We start from the raw sequence: 18835 nt of genomic DNA, 5'->3' as shown, positions 1-18835 counted from the left end.
AATAAGGTTCGGGCGCCCAGACTCGTTCCGGACGGTTGCAGAAGATGTAGGATCACAAGGAACGTCCGGCAACGGCCTTACGCCAGTCTGGCGAGTGCGGCCTCCATCACCTTTTCTGGGACCGGCATCAGTTTGGGGCCGTCGGTCCAGACTAGGGCCGCCTCCACGGTCCGTCCCGGGAACACTTCGCGCAGCACCGCGGCATAGACCGCCATCTGGGCCAGATAGGCCGGATCGGCGTCCTCGATGGCGTCGGGCGAAGGGCGATTGGTCTTGTAGTCGACGACCAGCACGCGGCGATCATCGACCACCAGCCGGTCGACGCGGCCCGAAACCGCTAGGCCCTGGGGGAGGTAGGCGCTGGTCCCGGCCAAAGCGACCTCGGCCCGCGAGCCGGGACCGAACACGGCGGCGAAGCGCGCGTCATCCAGCACGCCGAAGGCGGCGGTGGCCATCTCCTGGCGCTGTTCATCCGTCAGGTCGCGCTCGCTGGCCAGCAGGCGGCGGGCCGCACCGGGGCGCTGGTCGGGCGCGACATCGGGCAGCAGCTGCAGCAGCTTGTGAACGATCTCGCCGCGGCGATAGCGGCCCAGGCCCGCGACCCGGGCCAGGGGCGAGGGCGCGGGAACGCGGGCGTTGTCCTCGATCCGCGACGGGGCGGCGTAGCGGGCCGCCGCCGGCTCGGGGGCAGCCACGGCCTTGATCCAGGCGGGCGCGGTCGCTGTCGCACGCTCGGTCTCCTCGACGCGCGGCGCGGTCAGCGGATCGGGGCCATAGCGCAGGAAACCGGTCTCCTCGTCGCCAATCAGCCGAACGTCCGGCGCGATGTCGGCATGGTCGAAGGCGGCGCGGGCGGACGCGTACCAGCCGCCGACCTTGTCGTCCTTGGTCCGGGCGTCGATGCGGCCGCACAGGATCAGCCGCTCCCGCGCCCGGGTCAGGGCCACGTACAGCAGGCGCAGAGCCTCTTGGCTCTCCTTGTCCTCGCGCAAGCGTCGGGCCTTGGCCGAGGCCTCGCAGTCGCCTTTGGCGCTGGAAGCCCACAGCAGGCCGCCGTCCTCCGTGGCCAGAAGCGGCGAGCCGCCGGCCCCGCGCTTCACCGTGGTCTCTGGTAGGAAGACGATCGGCGCCTCCAGGCCCTTGGAGCCGTGGGCGGTCATCACCCGCACCTCCCGCCGGGCGCCTTCCATCTCGCGCTTCACGACGATGTCCAGGGCCGCGAAGTCTGCGACTAGGGCCTCGAGGTCACGCACCCCGCGCTGCTCGGCCTCCATGACCTGGGCCAGGAACTCGTCCAGAGCCTCCTCGGCCTCGGCGCCCAGGCGAGTCAGCACCTTGGCGCGGTGCGAGCGGCCGTCGGCGTCGGCCAGGCCCAGCCAGCCGGCGAAGAACTCGAACGGCTGGCGCTTGCGGCCCTCGGTCAGGGCCCAGTCCAGCACGGTCCGCGCGGCGAGCCATTCGGGACGCTCTTCCGACCGACGTTGCAGCTCAGCCCACAGCGCGCCGCGTCGGCCCTTGGCCAGGGCGTAGACGTCCTCGTCGGTCAGCGCGCAGAACGGCGTCTTCAGCAGGGCCGCCAGGGTCAGGTCATCGTCCGGGAACAGGATGAACCGGCCCAGCGCCAGCAGGTCCTCGAAGGCGATGTGGCTGGACAGCGACAGCCGGTCGGCCCCGGCCACCTGCACGCCGCGCCGTTTCAGGGCCCGGATGATCTCCTCGAACAGCACCTTGCGGCGACGGACTAGCACCAGGATATCGCCGGCATGGGCGGCGCGATGGCGGCCGATCTCCTTATCGAAGATGGCGTCGCCGCGCTGCAGGATCGCGACCGTCTCGGCGGCGATCGCCTCGGCCAGGCGGCGGTTGGCGCTGCGCTCGCTCTCGGAGTCCACCGGCGCTTCCCAGGCCTCGCGCTCCTCACCGGGCAGTTCGCGGGTCAGGGGCCACAGGTCGACGCAGCCGGGATGGCCGTGGCGGAACAGCTCGTGGCGGACCAGGTCCTGGCCGACCGGCGGCGGCACGCCCTCTCGGGTATCGGGATCAGAGAACAGGGCGTCGACGAAACTCAGCACCTCGCGGGTCGAGCGGTACGACACCGTCAGCGGTACGCCCTTGCCGACCGCGCCCACGGCCGCGATGCGGGTGATGTAGTTCTGGGTCTCGACCAGCAGCCTCTGCGGGTCGGCGCCCTGGAATGAATAGATCGACTGCTTCTCGTCGCCGACCACGAACAGGGTCCGCTCGGCCCGGCGCTCGCCGCCTCGGCCCGGCGCGGTCTCGCCGGCGAAGAAGTCGGCGGTCAGGGCCGACAGGATTTCCCACTGCTCAGGCGCGGTGTCCTGGGCCTCATCCAGCAGAATGTGGTCGATGCCGCCGTCCAGCTTGTAGAGCACCCAGGCCGCCTCCACCTTCTCGGTCAGCAGCACCCGGGTCTTGTCGATCAGGTCGGTGAAGTCGAGCGCCCCACGGGCGTCCTTCTCGATCTGGTGCGAGGTGACGTACAGCACCGCCAGCCGCAGGGCGCCCTCGGTGTCCTCGGCCACCTTCGCGGCGCGGACCCGCTCGCGGGCCGCCTCCAGCTTGGCCTGTTCCAAGACGAGTGCGTCGCGCAGGTCGGGCCGGCTCTTCAGGCCCGAGGTCTTGGCCGGCCAGGTCGCCGGCGTGCCTTCGCCGCCCTCGGTGAAGAGGGCGCGTAGAGCCAGGTCCAGCGTTGCGTCCGGATCGCGGGCCACGGCAGCCAGGGCCTCGGCATATTTGGCGTCGGCCTTGCCGCCGCCGTCGAACAGCAGGGCGGCGGCCTCCCGCCAGGCGACGAGGTCTAGCCGGGCCATCGCCTGGGCGGCCAGGTCTCCGGCGGAGGTCGGCGCATCGAAACCGCACCGTTCCCAGGCGTCGGCGATCGCTTCAGACAGGCTGCCGCTCCTGGCGACATAGGCCATGATCTGACCGCGCCGCGCCTCGAAGCCGGCGAACATGTTCTCGAAGCTCTGGAAATCCAGCGCGACCGAGAAGCGGGCATAGGCCTCGGCGAACGCGTCGTCGTGCGTGTCGACCCACTGGGCCGTGGCGCGGCGCGCGGCGCGGGCGATGGCGGCGCCGGCCTGGTCGTCCATGACGGTGAAGCCGGGCGAGACCCCGGCCTCCAGCGGGAAGCGCCGCAGCAGCTTCTCGCAGAAGGCGTGGATGGTCTGGATCTTCAGGCCGCCGGGCGTCTCCAGCGCCTGGGCGAACAGGGCGCGGGCCTCGGACAGGCGGCGGGCGTCGTAGATGGCCTCCGCCTCGCCAACCAGCTTCACCAGCTCAGCGCGCAGGTCGGCGTCGCTGGTCACCGACCACTTGCCCAGCCGCTCGAACAGGCGGCGCTGCATCTCGGCGGCGGCGGCCTTGGTGTAGGTCACGCACAGTATCGCCTCGGGCTTGACCCCGGCCAGCAGCAGGCGCGCGACCCGGTCGATCAGCGTCTTGGTCTTGCCGGAGCCGGCATTGGCGGTGACGAAGGCCGAGATGGTCGGATCGGCGGCGATGCGTTGATAGTCGGGCGCACTCATTCGCCGTCTCCGTCATCGCCGCTGGTCGACCATTCGAACACCCGCGCCAGGTGGGCGTAGTCGCCGGGGTGTTCCTTGACGAACTGCGGCGCGACCCGTGAACGATAGGGCTCCTCCGGGTTGTCATAGCGTCGGATTAGCTCGGAGAGTCCCTCCAGCGCCTTGTTGGCGGCGGCGCTGCTTTCCTCGCCGGCCAGGGCGCGGACCTGCTCCTCGCCGGCCGGCTTGCGACCGGTGACGCGGACATAGGTCAGGTCGCCCGGCGTGGGCTTGCCGAGGTCCGGGAAGCCGCCGTGCATCAAGATCGCCGCCGTCAGGGTCAGCTGCGGCGAGAAGCCGGTGTCGACCTGCTTCTGCGACGGGGCGGCGCCGGTCTTGTAGTCGAGGATGTGGGCGGTCCCGTCGGCGGTCGGCTCGATGCGGTCGGCTTTGGCGGTCAGGATGAAGGGTCGGCCGTTGATGCTGAGCGTCAGTTCGCCGGCGGCTTCGACGATCACCTTGCGGGCCGTGGTCCGACGCGCGCGCTCCCAGTCGGCGACCCACAGGGCGGCCTCGCGAGCCAAGGCCTTTTCGCGGGCCAGGGCGGTCGGCGGCATGCCGGCGGTGACCAGGGCGTCGATATAGAAGCGCTCGAACACGCCGGCGGCCTCGACCGGCACGGCGTCGGGGTAGGTCTCGGCGAACTTTTCGAAGGCGGCGTGGATGGCGGTGCCGCGCGCCCGGGCCTCGACGGGCTCGTCGGGGCGCTCCAGCGGGTAGAGCTTGAGGATGTCGCGGGCCCAGACGGCGTAGGGGTCGCGGGTCAGGGCCTCGACGCGGGTGACGGCCATCTTGCGCGGACGCTCCTCGACCGGCGGCGTCGGTGCGGGGCGGCCGATGGGGGCGTAGGGATCGGGCGCGTCCAGGGCGCGGACCCAGTCCAGCACGTCGTCGCGGCGGGGCAGGGACAGGCCCGCGCCGGCGGCCAGGGTCTTCAGCCGCCACAACCAGCGCGACTCGACGGCCGGCGCGCCGCCACGGCGTTCGCAGTGGACCAGCACCACGGCGGGCGCGCTGGCGGCCTGGGCGAAGTCGTGGGCGGTCAGGCCGACCTTGCGCTCGGGCGGCGGCAGGCCCAGCCGGCTACGCATGGGCCGCGACAGGAACGGGTCGATCGGCGCACCCTGTGGCCAGACGCCTTCCTCCAGCCCGGCCAGCACCAGCCGATCAGCGCGGACCAGACGGGCCTCGATGGCGCCCAGGATGCGAAGGCGAGGATGGGTGGCGCCGCCGACGCGAACGGTTTCCTCGTTGACCAGGCGATCGAGAATGTCGGCGAAGGCTTGGGGCGAGGCGTCGGGCAGGGGCTCGCCGTCCTGGATCAGCGCGGCCATCAGCCCGCCCAGGCTTTCGCCCGCGCCGCCGGCCCACAGGCGGTTGACGGCGATCAGGCCTTCCAGCGCCTCGACCAAGGCCTGGGCGGCGCGGCAGGGCGGGGCGTAGCCGTCGGTATAGGGCGCGGCGGCGTGATCGACGGCGGCCAGCACGCGGTCGCACAGCTCCAGGGCCTCGGGGAAGTCCTTCAGTCGGGCGCGCAGCACGTCCTTGGAACCCGGCGCGGCGCCGCGCAGGCCCTTGCGTTCCAGCATTGCGGCGGCGGTGGCCTCGTCCTCGCCCAGCACCAACGGGTGCTTGGCGAAGGCCAGCAGGCGGACGGGGTTGAGCGGATCCTCGACCAGACGCGCCAGGTGCAGGGCCAGGATCGCCGAGCCGGCGGCGGCCAGCGGCGCGCCGGCCGAGCTGTCGGGGATTACGCCCCAACGCTGCAGGCGGGTCATCACCCGGCGGGCCAGGGTCTGGTCGGGGGTGACCAGGGCGGCGGTTCGCTCGGGATCCTCCAGCGCCTCACGCAGCAGCAGGGCGCAGGCGCCGGCGGCCTCTTCCTCGGCGCGGGCGGCGATGACCGAAAAGCCGGTCAGGCCCTCGGCGATGGGGTCCACATCCTTGGCCTCGGCGCGCAGGGCGGCGATCTGGGCCAGCCAGTCGGCGGTGGCCTCGGCAGGGCGCAGGGCCTCGTTGACGATCCGTCGGCGCCACCGGCCGCGGCTGTCGACGTCGGGGACCCAGGCGCGGACGTCGGAACGAGAGACCCCGGCCCTATCCAGAAGGCGCTTCATCGCGCCTTGCGGATGCTGCTCGCCCTGCGTGCCCTCGATCTGGCTCCAGGCGCTGTCGGCCAGGTCTTCGTCGAGGCCGGGCAGGACCACGGCGCCCTTGGGCGCGGCGGCCACGACGCGCAGCAGGTCGGCGGTGGCGGGCGCGGTGCCGGTCGAGCCGGCGGCGACGAGCACCTCCGTCGGCGGATCGTTCTTCCACTGCTTCTCCAGGGCGCGCAGCAGGCGTACGCGGCGCTCGGAGACGTCGATCAGGCCCAGATGCGTCAGCCGCTCCGGCCAGGCGGTCAGCACCGCTTTCAGGAACTTGGCCGAGACCTGCCAGTGCTGGGCCAGGTCGCCCTCGGCCAAACCGTCCAGCTTGTCGTGGAACGGGATCTCCTCGATTTGGCAGCTGTCCAGGAAGTCCGACAGCGCCTTGGCCAGCTCTAGGGCCTGGACCGGGCCGGGCTTGAACGACAGCTTGTCGCCGTGGTCGACGACCAGTCGCGCCAGTTCGAACCGGCGGCGGCGCGAGGAAATGGCCGGCGGCAGGTCGATGGACAGTTCACCGGGTTCAAACGGCGGCTCGCCTTCGTCCAGGTCGCCCAGCGGCCGGATCTGGGGCAGCAGCAGCGCCCGCCCACCGCCGACCGCAAGGAAGGCGTCGGCCAGGGCTCGGGCGCCGCGCCGGGTCGGTGTCAGGACGGTGGCGCGGGGCAGGGCCTCGGGGCCCAGCGGCTCCAGGGCGTTGAGCAGGCCGCGCGCCAGCTCGTCGACGAATGGCCGGTGGGCGGCGATCGAGAACCAGCGCGGCCCCGGTCTTTCGAAGAAGGGGGCCGGTCCGGTCATGCCGTCGCCAGCCTCGCCTCGGCCTTGTCGCGGGTGACCGGGTCGCCGACGTGCATCCAGAGGCCGTCGGGCGTGACGCCGTGGACGCGGCCGTCGGCGGCCAGGGTCTTCCACAGCGGGGTCAGCGAGAACGGACCTTCGGGACCGTCCCGGACGATGGCCGGATCGCAGATGTGGACCCCGACATAGACCAGAGGCCCGGTCTCGCCGGCGGCCTTGAACCGCACCGAACCCTCGTCTTCCAGGAAGACATCGCCGCTGTCGTGGAAGCCTAGCGAGGTCGCGGTCGGAGCCAGCATCAGCAGGACTTCCATGCGGCTCGGATCCCAGGCGGCGACCATGGCGTCGAGGGCGGGAACGCCGTCTTCGATCCAGACGGAATCGATGTTGGCGACCCAGACCGGGCCATCGCCCAGCAGGGGCAGGGCCTGCTTCAAGCCGCCGCCGGTCTCCAGCGCTTCGGGGCGCTCGTCGGAGATGACGATCTTGGGGGCCGTGGTGCGGGCTTTCAGATGCGCTTCCAACCGATCGGCGAAGGCGTGGACATTGACCACAGCCGTCTCGACGCCGGCGGCGGCCAGGCGGTCCAGCATGTGGTCGATCAACGCCTTGCCGGCGACCTCGACCAGGGCCTTGGGCCGGTCGTTGGTCAGCGGCCGCATGCGGGTGCCGAGACCGGCCGCCAGCACCATGGCGATCTTAGGTGCGCTCATCGGCGGGTCTCCACGGGCACGTAGCGGTCGAACCACGCCTTCAGGTCGGCCAGGGCCGGATCGGCGAAGCAGACGTTCAGATAGACCCACAGGCGCGGGATGAAGTCGGCGTAGCGGGGCTTGCCGTCGCGGGTCACCAGACGGGCGAAGATGCCCAGGATCCGGATGATGTTGAGCGCGCCCAGCGCGTGATAGTCGGCCAGGAAGGCGGTGCGATCGAGGTCAGGGCGAGCGGCCAGGTAGCGGTCGAGGCAGGCGGCTTCACGCTCAGGCGAGACGGTGCGGCGGGCGTCGTGCAGCAGCATCGACAGGTCCCAGGCCGGATGGGCCCGGACTGCGTCCTGGAAGTCCAGCATGCCCACCCGTTTCGCGCCGTCGCGTTGCGGCAGCCAAATGAGGTTCTCGGCGTGATAGTCGCGATGGCAGAAGACGGTCGCGCCGGCCTCGCCGTGCTTGCGGATCGGCGCCCAGATTGCTTCCCATTTGGCGATCGCCGCGTCGTCGAAGGTGATGTCGCGGAACTGCGGCTGCCACTCGACGAAGATGTCGTGGGCGGTCTTCAGGGCCAGGTCGTCATAGGTCAGCAGCGGCCAGGTCGAGCCGTCATAGTCTAGCAGGTCTGGCGCGGGCGCGGCGTGGATCGCCAGCAGGCCGTCGATGGCGGCGTCGTACAGCGCGGCCTCGTCGGTCCCGGTCTCGATCAGGCGAGCGTAAAGGTCGTCGCCCAGGTCCTCCAGCACGGCCAGGCCTATCGCGGCGTCAGCGGCCAGCACCTTGGGCGCGGAGAGGCCCTGGGCGTTCAGCCAGCCGGCGCAGGCGACGAAGGCGTCCACGCGGCCGGCGGCCAGGCGGGCCAGGGCGTTGTAGCCGAGGGCGGCGCGTTGTTCAGGCGAGGCGTCCGGCGGGCAAGGCGCGGTCTCGACCGACGGCGGCTGGTCCATGAAGATGAAGCTGTCGTCGCCCCGGTGCAGGCGCTCGTACGACCGCGTCGAGGCGTCGCCGCCCAGGCTCTCGCGGCGGACGTCGCCGAAGCCGCGGGCTTCCAGGAACGCGGCCTTGGCCGTCTCACGCTCAGAACTCAAGGGAACGTCCTTCGAAATCGCCGTGCGTCACGATGACGGCGCGCCGTGCGTCGCCGTCGAGAGCGATGTCTATATCGAGCCGATTCGCCGGCAAACGCCCTTCCAGCCGTTGCGGCCATTCGATCAGCGCCACGCCCTCGTCCAGGGCCTCGTCCAGGCCGATCTCATAGGCCTCGTCGGGGTCCGACAGGCGGTAGAGATCGAAATGGGCCAGGGGGAAGGCGGCGGTCTCGTAGAACTGGACGAGCGTGAAGGTCGGGCTGGGCACTTCCTCGTCCGGCGTGGTCAGGGCGCGGATCAGGGCGCGGGCCAGGGTCGACTTGCCGGCCCCCAGCGGCCCGGTCAGGCACAGGGCGTCGCCCGGCTTGAGGGACGCGGCCAGCTTGCGGCCCAGGCCTTGGGTCGCGGCCTCGTCGGCGAGGAGAATTTCAGTCACGTCAGGCGGCTCGTCGGATCAGCGGGCAACACGCGCTCCACATAGCGCTTCAGGGTCTCCGTGGCTTCCCCAGCATCGTGCGGCAAGGCCTCGGCGTCGATCGGCTCGCCGACGATCAGCGAGAATTCCCGGCCCTTCTTGTTCAGCAGCTCGTGGAACAGGGTGATGTCGCGCAGCTCCTGCCAGCGGCCATCGAACAGATGGAACAGGGTCGACCATGGGCCGGTCAGGTGGATCGGGACGATCGGGGCTGCGTACTTGCGGGCGATCGACACGGCCGAGGTCATCCAGGGCGGGTCGCGCAGTTGGCCCTCGGCGTCCTTCACCGCCAGGCGGCCGGCCGGGAAGATCATCAGGGCGCGCTCGGCCTCCATCGCCTCGCGGGTCATGGTGAGAGTCAGGCGCATGCGCTCGCGGCTGCGCTTTTCCTCGACCCATTCGACCGGGATCAGCACCTCGTCGAAGCGGCGGCACACCCGGTGGGCGTCGGCATTGGCGTAGAAGACCACGTCCGGCCGCCGGGCCTTGATGGCGTCATAGACCGCCACCCCATCGCCGATGCCGGTGGGGTGGTTGGAGACGATAATCACGCGACCGTTCGCCGGCAGGTTCTCCAGACCCGACACCTCGACCTTCAGGGCCAGCAGCTCGGACACGTGATCCAGCGCGGCCCGGCCGCCCAGCTGGCAGATGGTCTCGGCCATCCGCCGGGCCTTCCTGTAGTCCAGCAGCTTGTAGAGCCCCGGCCGGACCAGCGGCCAGACCGCCGACGCCGTCAGCCGCGGCGCGCGCTCGGCGATCAGGGTGTCGATGATGTGGGGCGAGGCGGCCACTTTCGCGCCGACCACCCCGACGGCCGGAACATGAACCATGAAGGGAGCTTAAGCGCGTCGGACCGTTCTGTCAGCAGACGGAGCGGGTCGGTTCGGGCTTCCAATGCCGGCCCTCACGCGATAACCGCACCGGATGCCGACTTCCCTACGCACCGCCTATCGCGAGCGCCTGGCCCAAGGCGAGATCAGGCCCGACGCGGCTCAGGCCGCAGCCGTCGAAACCCTGTCGCGGCTGGAGACCGACCTGGACAACGCCGGGGAGCCCGGCTTCTCGCTGTTCGGACGCAAGCCCAAGAGCCAGCGCGGGATCTACATCTGGGGTCCGGTCGGACGCGGCAAGTCCATGCTGATGGACCTGTTCTTCGACAGCGCACCCGTGGCGAGGAAGCGGCGCATCCACTTCCACGCCTTCATGGCCGAGGTCCACGCCGACATCGACGCCTGGCGCAAGGGCGACGCGGCGGCCCGCAAGGCCCGCTTCGGCCAGCACAAGGGCGATGATCCCGTCGTGCCGACCGCCGAGCGGATCGCCCAGGATGCGCGCCTGCTATGCTTCGACGAGCTTCAGGTCACCGACATCGCCGACGCCATGATCCTGGGGCGGCTGTTCGACGCCCTGTTCGCGCGCGGCGTGACGCTAGTCGTCACCTCGAACCGGCCGCCTGAGGATCTCTATAAGGACGGTCTCAACCGCCAGCTCTTCCTGCCGTTCATCGACATGCTGAAGTCGGCCATGGATGTCGTCGCCATCCGGGGACCGGTCGACTTCCGGCTGGACCGCTTGCGCGCGGCCCGCACCTGGCTGGCGCCGAACGACACGGCGACCCAGGCCGAGTTCGAGCGCCTTTGGGCCGACATGCTGGACGGTGCGGCCGAGACCGGCGCGACGCTGGAGGTGTTGGGCCGGAAGATGCGCCTGCCGCGCGCCGCCGGTGGCCTGCTGCGCTCGTCCTTCGCCAGCCTGTGCCAGCAGGCGCTGGGCCCGCAGGACTACCTGGCCATCGCCGAGCGCTTCCACACGCTGTTCCTGGAAGACGTGCCGAACCTGACGCCCGAGCGGCGCGACGCGGCCAAGCGCTTCAACACCCTGATCGACGCCCTGTACGAGGCCGACGTGAAGCTGGTGGCGCTGGCGGAAGCCGAACCGGAGCTGCTGTATCCGGCCGGCGATGGCGCGTTCGAGTTCGAGCGCACCGTGTCGCGCCTGCAGGAAATGCGTTCGGCCGACTATGTGGCGCGGGTCCGCGACTAGGAGAGACAGAGATGTCGGTGAAGGATCGGGTTCGCGTCCAGGAGACCAAGCTGCTCTCCGACAACTGGTACGTCCTGAAGACGACGCGCTTCGACTGGAAGCGCCGCGACGGGACCTGGCAGACCCAGAACCGCGAGCACTACGACCGCGGCAACGGGGCGGTGCTGCTGCCCTACAATCTCGCGAACCGGACGGTGCTGTTGGTGAAGCAGTTCCGCTATCCGGCCTTCGTCAACGGCCATGACGACCTGCTGATCGAGGCGGCCGCCGGCCTGCTGGACGACGCCGAGCCGGAAGTGCGTATCCGCGCCGAGGTCGAGGAGGAACTTGGCTATCGCCTGGGTGAGGTCCGCAAGGTGTTCGAGGCCTTCATGAGCCCGGGCTCGGTGACCGAGATCCTGCACTTCTTCGTGGCCGAGTACGACGCCTCGATGCGGATCGGCGAGGGCGGTGGTCATCCCGACGAGGGCGAGGATATCGAGGTGCTAGAGCCGTCGATCGACGAGGCTCTGGCCATGATCGCCGACGGCCGCATCCGCGACGCCAAGACCATCATGCTGCTGCAGCACTTGGCCCTGACGGTGTTCCGCGCCTAGGCGAAGTCGCGGGCTAGCGGTGTCTCAAAGCGGACGGTCAGTCCGCCTTCGGCGTAGTCCGCCTCGAAGCGGCCGCGCAGCTCGCCGGTGATGCTGCGTTCGATCAGGCGCGAACCGAAGCCGCGCCGCAGGGGCGCAGTGGCCGCCGGTCCGCCAGTCTCGCGCCAGCCGAACTCCAGGGCGTCGCCATCGCCCAGCAACGACCAGCTCAGCAGCAGGCGGCCGCCGCCGGTCGACAGCGCGCCATACTTGGCGGCGTTGGTGGCCAGTTCGTGAAAGACCAGGCCCAAGGACAGGGCCAGTCGCGCCGGCAAATGGACGTCGGGTCCGTCCAGCCGAATGCGTTCGGGGCCATAGGGACCCAGCTCTTGTTCCAGGATTTGGCGCAGGCCGGCCCCGGCCCACTGGCTGTCGGTCAGAGCGTTATGAGTGTGCGACAGCGCCAACAGGCGCGACTGGAAAGCCTCGGCGAAGCTCTCGGCGGTCTTGGCGCCGCGCAGGGTCTGCTGGGCGATGGCCTGGACCGTGGCCAGGGTGTTCTTCACGCGGTGGTTCAGCTCGTCCAGCAGCAGGCGCTGGCGCTGGTTGGCCAGCACGCGGTCGGTCATGTCGGTGCCTTCGACGAACACCCCCGAGACCGAGCCGTCAGCGTCGATCATCGGCTGATAGATGAAGTCGAGGAAGCGCTCCTCCAAGATCCCGCCCGGCTCGCGCGCTAGCATCACCGGCATCTCGCGGCCCAGGAACGGCTCGCGGGTGCGACAGACCTCGTCGAGCAAGGTGATGAAGCCCTGCTCGCGGATTTCCGGCATGGCCGCGTCCAGCGGCTGGCCGATGATGTCTCGGCGGCCGATCAGCCGTAGATAGGAGTCGTTGGCGAAGTCGAAGACGTAATCGGGGCCGCGCAAGACGGCCACGAAGCTGGGCGCGCGCATGAACAGGCGGCGGATCTGCACGCTTTGGGACTGAAGGGTCTCGACCCGGCGCAGCACGCTGTCGCCCAGCATGGCGGTGGTCGGCGTCGCCTCCGGCCGGAAGGCGGCGTCTTTCAGGCGTTTGAGGTCCGTGATGTCCTGGGTGTTCTGCAGTACGAAGCCGCCGGCCTCACCGGCTACCCAGGTGTGGGTGCAGCTCCAATAACGATCGTCGAAACCGCCGCCGACGCTCTCGGCGCGGGGAATGGCGTAGTGCAGTACGGCGATGACGTCCGTCTCGCCCGTGTCGCGGGTGCGAAGAATGGACTCTTCCAGAAGGCGGCGGCTCTCGCCTTCCGCCGGGAAGGCCTCGAACACGTAGCGTCCGACCATCTCTTCGCGCGAGCGTCCGGTGACATCCAGATAGGCCTGGTTCATCTCCACGATGAAGAGGTCGTGGTCCATCATCATGTAAGGCGTGGGTATTCGGTCGAACACCGCCTTGAAATCGATCGGACCGTTCATCCTGAACGTGCTTCCCCTAAAGCGACGGACCGTAACGCAACCTTGGCCGGCATTGTTCCGATCTGTCCCCGGAACGGGATGTGCGAACGTTTCTCAACATGGCGCCGTTTAATTGACACCCAAGCCTTCGCGCTTAAAAGCGTCCCGCAACGCACAAAGGCTACCGAGGTTGGACCTTTCATGACCGACACGAGCCGGGGGCTGCCTGAGCGCCCGATGTCTCCGCACCTGACGGTGTGGCGCTGGCACATCACGATGGCCTGCTCGATCCTGCACCGTGGCTGCGTCGTCGCCCTGTGGGTCGGCGCCGTGATCCTGGCCGCCTGGGCCGCCGCCCTGGCCTCGGGGCCGGACGCCTATGCCGGCTTCCTTAGCATCCTGGGCTCGCCGATCGGCAAGCTCGTCCTGCTGGGTGAGACCTTCGCGGTCTTCTTCCTGATCGCCTACACTGTCCGCCAGACCTTCTGGGATATCGGCAAGGGCTTCGCCCCGCGCATCGCCGACATGACCGGCGCCATGTCGATTGCTTTCGCCGTCGTGGCGACGATCGTCACCTGGGTCATCGCCGGCGCGAACGGAGCGTTCTGATCATGAGCAAGAACGAGCTCTTCCAGCCCATCCAGTTCCGCACCCCGCTGTCGCGCGCCCGCGGCATGGGCGCCTCGCGTCACGGCGTGGGCCACTTCATCACCGAGCGCGTCTCGGGCCTGGCGCTGGCGCCGCTGAGCATCTGGGGCGTGTTCGCCGCCCTGAAGATGATCGGCGCCGATCAGCACACGGTCGCGACCTGGATCGGTCAGCCGCTGAACGCCGTGCTGCTGGGCCTGCTGCTGGTTTCGGCCCTCATTCACCTGCAGGCTGCGGTCCAGGTGGTGATCGAGGACTACATCCACGGCTTCGCCGGCAAGTCGGCCCTGGTGATCGGCAATCTTTTCGTCTGCGTGGCCGCCGGCGCCGTGGGGATCTTCTCGATCCTCAAGGTCGCCCTGACCGTGACCGGAGCCTAGTATGTCGGCCTACAAGTTCATCGACCACAAGTTCGACGTCGTCGTCGTCGGCGCCGGCGGTTCGGGCCTCCGCGCCGCGCTGGGCGCCGCGCAAGCCGGCCTCAAGACCGCCTGCATCACCAAGGTGTTCCCGACCCGCAGCCACACCGTGGCCGCACAGGGCGGCATCTCGGCCTCGCTGGGCAACATGGGCCAGGACGACTGGCGCTGGCACATGTTCGACACCGTCAAGGGTTCGGACTGGCTGGGCGACCAGGACGCCATCGAATATCTGACGCGCAACGCGCCGGCCGCCGTCTATGAGCTCGAGCACTGGGGCGTGCCTTTCTCGCGCACCGAGGACGGCAAGATCTATCAGCGCGCCTTTGGCGGCATGACCAAGAACTACGGCGAAGGCCCGATCCAGCGCACCTGCGCGGCGGCCGACCGTACCGGTCACGCCATGCTGCACACGATGTACGGCCAGTCGCTGGCCCACGACACCGAGTTCTTCATCGAGTACTTCGCCCTCGACCTGATCATGGAAGATGGCGTCTGCCGCGGCGTGACCGCGTGGAAGCTCGACGACGGCACCCTGCACCGCTTCCAGGCCCAGATGGTGGTCCTGGCGACGGGCGGTTACGGCCGCGCCTACTTCTCGGCCACCTCGGCCCACACCTGCACGGGCGACGGCAACGCCATGGCGCTGCGCGCCGGCCTGCCGCTGCAGGACATGGAATTCGTGCAGTTCCACCCCACCGGCATCTACGGCGCCGGCTGCCTGATCACGGAAGGCGCCCGCGGCGAAGGCGGCTACCTGACCAACTCGGAAGGCGAGCGCTTCATGGAGCGCTATGCTCCGTCGGTTAAGGACCTGGCGCCCCGCGACATGGTCAGCCGCGCGATGACCATCGAGATCCGCGAAGGCCGCGGCGTGGGTCCCAACAAGGACCACATCTTCCTGCACCTGGACCACCTGGACCCGAAGATCCTGCACCAGCGTCTGCCGGGCATCTCGGAAACCGCCAAGGTGTTCTCGGGCGTCGACGTCACCAAGGCGCCGATCCCGGTGCTGCCGACCGTCCACTACAACATGGGCGGCATCCCGACGAACTATCACGGCGAAGTCGTCACCAAGTCGGGCGACAACCCCGACCAGGTGATTCCGGGCCTGATGGCCGTGGGCGAAGCCGCCTGCGTCTCGGTGCACGGCGCCAACCGCCTGGGCTCCAACTCGCTGATCGACCTCGTGGTCTTCGGCCGGGCCGCCGGCCTGCGCTGCGCCGAGATCATCAAGCCGGGCGCGACCCAGCCGGAGCTGAAGGCCTCGCAGACCGACGCCCACCTGGCGCGCTTCGACAAGTTCCGCAACGCTTCGGGCTCGACCCCGACCGCCGACCTGCGCCTCGAAATGCAGAAGGCCATGCAGGAAGACGCCGCGGTGTTCCGCACCGGCGAAAGCCTGGACAGCGGCGTCGAGCGTCTGGCCAAGGTCTGGGAAAAGAAGAGCGATCTCAAGGTCAGCGATCGTGGTCTGGTGTGGAACACCGACCTGATGGAGACCCTGGAGTTCGACAACCTGATCGGTCAGGCCGTCGTGACGGTGAACGGCGCGGCCAACCGCACCGAAAGCCGCGGCGCCCACGCCCGCGAGGACTTCTCGGATCGCAACGACACCGAATGGATGAAGCACACCCTGGCCTGGCTCGACATGGAGTCCGGCAAGGTGAAGATCGATTACCGTCCGGTGCACAGCTACACGATGTCCGACGACATCGCCTACATCCCGCCTAAAGCACGGGTCTACTGAGGGTACGATGGTCGAACTCGCACTCCCCAAGAACTCGCAGGTCAAGTCGGGCAAGCATTGGCCGGCCCCTGCGGGCGCCAAGAAGGTCAAGACCTTCAAGATCTACCGTTACGATCCGGAATCGGGCGGCAATCCGCGCTGGGACACCTACGACGTCGATATGGACGCCGTGGGCCCTATGGTGCTGGACGCGCTGCTGTACATCAAGAACAGCATCGACCCGACCCTGGCCTTCCGCCGGTCGTGCCGGGAAGGCGTCTGCGGCTCGTGCTCGATGAACATCGGCGGCCGCAACACCCTGGCCTGCACCCATGGCTGGGCCGAAGTCCCAGGCAAGGCCGTGCAGATCGCCCCGCTGCCGCACATGCCGGTGGTCAAGGACCTGATCCCGGACCTGACGCTGTTCTACGCGCAGTACGCCTCGATCGAGCCGTGGCTGCACACCGACACGCCCGAGCCGCAGACCGAGTGGAAACAGTCCCCGCAGGACCGTGAAAAGCTCGACGGTCTGTACGAGTGCATCCTGTGCGCCTGCTGCTCGACCTCGTGCCCTAGCTACTGGTGGAACGGCGACAAGTATCTGGGCCCGGCGGCCCTGCTGCACGCCTATCGCTGGCTGATCGACAGCCGCGACGAAGCGACCGGCGACCGCCTCGACCAGCTCGAAGATCCCTTCAAGCTATATCGCTGCCACACGATCATGAACTGCGCCCAGGTCTGCCCGAAGGGTCTGAACCCGGCCAAGGCCATCGCCGAGATCAAAAAGATGATGGTCGAGCGCGTCGTCTGACGGGCTCGCAGTTTCTCTGCTTATGAAAGCGGCGGCCGAGACAGGGTTTCGGCCGCCGTTTTTCTGTCTATCTATGCCGCCTGGTTTCGAAGGTGCTTGCCAATAGGTGACGCCGGCGTCATTTTTGACGAAAGGGAGGGCGTCATTGAGCGCTGACAGTCATCAGAACGCGTGCGTCGTCATCGTCGGCGCGGGTCATGCCGGCGGCTCGGCCGCGGCGTTCCTGCGGCAGTACGGTCACGAGGGCCGTATCGTCCTGATCGGCGACGAGCCTCTGCTGCCCTATCAGCGCCCGCCGCTGTCCAAGGCCTGGCTGAAGGGCGAGGCCGACGCCGACTCGCTCTCGCTGAAGCCTTCCGAGTGGTACGCCGAGAACAACGTCATGCTGCGCCTCGAGGGTGTGGCCCAGCGGATCAACCGCTCCGAGAAGACCGTGACGCTCGCTTCGGGCGAGGTCATTCCCTACGACTTCCTCATCCTGGCCACTGGCGCCCGCGCCCGCGCCCTACCGATCCCGGGTTCGGACCTGGCCGGCGTGCTCTCTCTCCGCACGGCGGCCGACGCCGAGCTGCTGAAGCACGCGCTCGGTCCGGGCAAGCGCCTGGCCGTCATCGGCGGCGGCTATGTCGGCCTGGAAGCCGCGGCCTCGGCCCGGGCGCTCGGCGCCGAGGCTCTGGTCGTCGAGCGCGAGAGCCGGGTCTTGGCCCGGGTGGCCTGCGACGCCCTGTCGACCTTCTTCCAGGATTATCACGGCCAGCGCGGCGTCGGCTTCGAGCTGAACGCCGGCGTGGCGGGCTTCGAGGGCGAGAACGGTCACGTCACCGGCGTGAAGTTCACCGACGGCCGCGTGATCGCCTGCGACGTCGCCCTGGTCGGTGTCGGGGCCATCGCCAATGACGAGCTGGCCCAGGACGCGGGTCTGGCCACGACCAATGGCGTGGTCGTCGACCTGGAGGCGCGCACCGAGGATCCATCGATCTTCGCAATCGGCGACGTCACTCATCGTCCGCTGCCGCTCTATGAGCGCCAGTTCCGCCTTGAGAGCGTGCCCAATGCGCTGGAGCAGGCCAAGCAGGCCGCCTCCGCGATCATGGGCCGCCCAGGTCCGGCGCCCGAGGTGCCGTGGTTCTGGTCCGACCAGTATGATCTGAAGCTGCAGATCGCCGGCCTGCCGTTCGAGGCCGACCGCCAGGTGGTGCGTGGCGACGTCGCCGCCGCCAAGTTCGCGGTCTTCCATATGAAGGGCGACCTGATCCAGGCCGTCGAGGCGGTCAATGCGCCGCCCGAGTTCATGGCCGGCAAGCTGTTGATCGCCAAACGCACACCGGTAAGCGCCGACAAGCTCGCCGATCTCACGGTGTCCATGAAGGAAGTGGCGGCTTAAGGCCGCCCAAGGGGATAAGAGAGACGCATGGCCAAGATCACCTACATCGAACACGACGGCGCCGAACACGTCCTGGACGTGAAGCCGGGCCTGACGGTCATGGAAGGCGCGGTGAAGAACAACGTGCCGGGCATCGACGCCGACTGCGGCGGGGCCTGCGCTTGCGCGACCTGCCACGTCTATGTCGACGACGCCTGGCTCTCGAAGACCGGCGACAAGTCGGCCATGGAAGAGTCGATGCTGGATTTCGCCGAGAACGTCGAGCCTAACAGCCGCCTGTCGTGTCAGATCAAGGTCAGCGACGCCTTGGACGGCCTGGTCGTGCGGCTGCCGGAAAGCCAGCACTAAGCCGTCGCCAAGGACGAGGTCGCAGCCCCTTCAAAAGAGCGTCGTTATATCGTCGCGAAGGGGTTGCCATTCGTCAGGGGTGGGACTAGATCACCGCCTCGCACGGAAGACATCGCGACCGGACGACGCGGCCCCTTCAAAGGGTGTTGCATCGGTTCAGACGCTTCGTTAGAAACCGCGCTCCAATCGACTCGATGATGGATCCGCAAGGGCGGCTTCGGCAGCCCTGGGGATCCTTTTGTTGTCTTTCTGACCCCGGTCTCCGGGATCTGAAAATAACGAAAAGAGACGGTTGATTTCGGAATGGCTCCTCTTTAGAAGCGCCGCTCCGAAGCATTTCAGCCAAGAGTTCGCAAGAATTCAGCGGCGGGATTGCTGACTGGCCAGGTAATCACTTCGAACTTTCTTCGAAACAATTGCTTGACTGGTTTTGGTGGTTTCTTTAGAAGCTGCCGGCTCTGGCGGATCCGGTTTTTGGGTTTCGTTGGTTGGGTCAGAAAGTTTTGAAAAAAACGATTTGACACGGAATTCGAGGTTGGATAGATAGCCGCCTCCGCCGACACCGGGCGCTAAACGAGTGGCTCCGCTGAGAAGCGGTTCGGGTCTTTGACATTGTTGATTTGGAAAGAGAAAC

General features: G+C 68.6%; 15 protein-coding genes and 1 pseudogene. 8 read left to right on the top strand and 8 right to left on the bottom strand.

Translation table 11 applies throughout. The annotated features are described in order from the left end of the window. Positions 1-77 precede the first annotated feature (77 nt). From addA to ABDW31_RS04020, 6 genes are read right to left on the bottom strand one after another with little or no spacing between them, the layout of a single operon-like run. Positions 78-3548, bottom strand: a complete 3471-nt coding sequence (gene addA / locus ABDW31_RS04045; protein ID WP_343698315.1) for a double-strand break repair helicase AddA — start codon at positions 3546-3548, stop codon at positions 78-80. Next, positions 3545-6532, bottom strand: a complete 2988-nt coding sequence (gene addB, locus ABDW31_RS04040; protein ID WP_343698314.1) for a double-strand break repair protein AddB — start codon at positions 6530-6532, stop codon at positions 3545-3547. Before addB ends, addA begins: the two co-directional genes overlap by 4 nt. Further along, on the bottom strand, positions 6529-7245 hold the full coding sequence (murU, locus tag ABDW31_RS04035; protein ID WP_343698313.1) for an N-acetylmuramate alpha-1-phosphate uridylyltransferase MurU: 717 nt from the start codon (positions 7243-7245) through the stop codon (positions 6529-6531). The genes addB and murU overlap by 4 nt, the downstream gene beginning before the upstream one ends. Beyond that, positions 7242-8345, bottom strand: coding sequence for an N-acetylmuramate/N-acetylglucosamine kinase AmgK (gene amgK, locus ABDW31_RS04030; protein ID WP_184723486.1), 1104 nt, complete (start codon positions 8343-8345; stop codon positions 7242-7244). Before amgK ends, murU begins: the two co-directional genes overlap by 4 nt. After that, positions 8317-8763 carry a tRNA (adenosine(37)-N6)-threonylcarbamoyltransferase complex ATPase subunit type 1 TsaE gene (gene tsaE / locus ABDW31_RS04025; RefSeq protein WP_184714759.1) on the bottom strand — a complete coding sequence of 149 codons (447 nt, stop codon included), beginning with the start codon at positions 8761-8763 and terminating at the stop codon, positions 8317-8319. The genes amgK and tsaE overlap by 29 nt, the downstream gene beginning before the upstream one ends. After that, positions 8760-9635, bottom strand: coding sequence for a 1-acyl-sn-glycerol-3-phosphate acyltransferase (locus tag ABDW31_RS04020; protein ID WP_343698312.1), 876 nt, complete (start codon positions 9633-9635; stop codon positions 8760-8762). Before ABDW31_RS04020 ends, tsaE begins: the two co-directional genes overlap by 4 nt. Positions 9636-9729: 94 nt before the next feature. Here ABDW31_RS04020 and zapE point away from each other — a divergent pair, with 94 nt between their 5' ends. Beyond that, entirely contained in the window at positions 9730-10848 is a 1119-nt protein-coding gene (zapE, locus tag ABDW31_RS04015) for a cell division protein ZapE (RefSeq protein ID WP_184714755.1), read from the top strand. An 11-nt stretch (positions 10849-10859) separates the two neighbouring features. Beyond that, entirely contained in the window at positions 10860-11444 is a 585-nt protein-coding gene (locus ABDW31_RS04010; protein WP_184714753.1) for an NUDIX domain-containing protein, read from the top strand. On the opposite strand, the gene ABDW31_RS04005 is transcribed toward ABDW31_RS04010, so the two are convergent. Beyond that, entirely contained in the window at positions 11441-12883 is a 1443-nt protein-coding gene (locus tag ABDW31_RS04005) for an HWE histidine kinase domain-containing protein (protein ID WP_343698311.1), read from the bottom strand. The genes ABDW31_RS04010 and ABDW31_RS04005 overlap by 4 nt on opposite strands. A gap of 180 nt (positions 12884-13063) precedes the next feature. Here ABDW31_RS04005 and sdhC point away from each other — a divergent pair, with 180 nt between their 5' ends. From sdhC to ABDW31_RS03975, 6 genes are all read left to right on the top strand, one after another. Continuing rightward, a complete protein-coding gene (gene sdhC, locus ABDW31_RS04000; RefSeq protein ID WP_343698310.1) occupies positions 13064-13471 on the top strand; it encodes a succinate dehydrogenase, cytochrome b556 subunit in 408 nt (135 codons plus the stop codon). After that, complete coding sequence (gene sdhD, locus ABDW31_RS03995; RefSeq protein ID WP_343698434.1) at positions 13438-13890, top strand: succinate dehydrogenase, hydrophobic membrane anchor protein; 453 nt, start codon at positions 13438-13440, stop codon at positions 13888-13890. The genes sdhC and sdhD overlap by 34 nt, the downstream gene beginning before the upstream one ends. Before the next feature lies 1 nt (position 13891). After that, positions 13892-15679 (top strand): succinate dehydrogenase flavoprotein subunit, encoded by a 1788-nt coding sequence (gene sdhA / locus ABDW31_RS03990; RefSeq protein ID WP_343698309.1) that lies wholly within the window; start codon positions 13892-13894, stop codon positions 15677-15679. A 7-nt stretch (positions 15680-15686) separates the two neighbouring features. After that, entirely contained in the window at positions 15687-16469 is a 783-nt protein-coding gene (locus tag ABDW31_RS03985; RefSeq protein ID WP_343698308.1) for a succinate dehydrogenase iron-sulfur subunit, read from the top strand. A 145-nt stretch (positions 16470-16614) separates the two neighbouring features. Next, positions 16615-17853 carry an FAD-dependent oxidoreductase gene (locus tag ABDW31_RS03980; RefSeq protein ID WP_184714743.1) on the top strand — a complete coding sequence of 413 codons (1239 nt, stop codon included), beginning with the start codon at positions 16615-16617 and terminating at the stop codon, positions 17851-17853. Positions 17854-17880: 27 nt separating this feature from the next. Continuing rightward, the gene (locus ABDW31_RS03975; RefSeq protein ID WP_184714741.1) at positions 17881-18201 is read left to right on the top strand and encodes a 2Fe-2S iron-sulfur cluster-binding protein; all 321 of its coding nucleotides are present in this window, start codon (positions 17881-17883) and stop codon (positions 18199-18201) included. Between the two features lie 360 nt (positions 18202-18561). Here the strand turns inward: ABDW31_RS03975 and ABDW31_RS03970 are convergent. After that, a pseudogene (locus tag ABDW31_RS03970) lies at positions 18562-18835 on the bottom strand (hypothetical protein); the annotation flags it as partial.

Origin of the sequence: Caulobacter sp., assembly GCF_039596335.1 — a bacterium.
Taxonomy (GTDB): Bacteria; Pseudomonadota; Alphaproteobacteria; order Caulobacterales; family Caulobacteraceae; genus Caulobacter.
The sequence above is the reverse complement of the archived record's forward strand: the minus strand, read 5'-3'. Positions and strand labels throughout refer to the sequence as shown.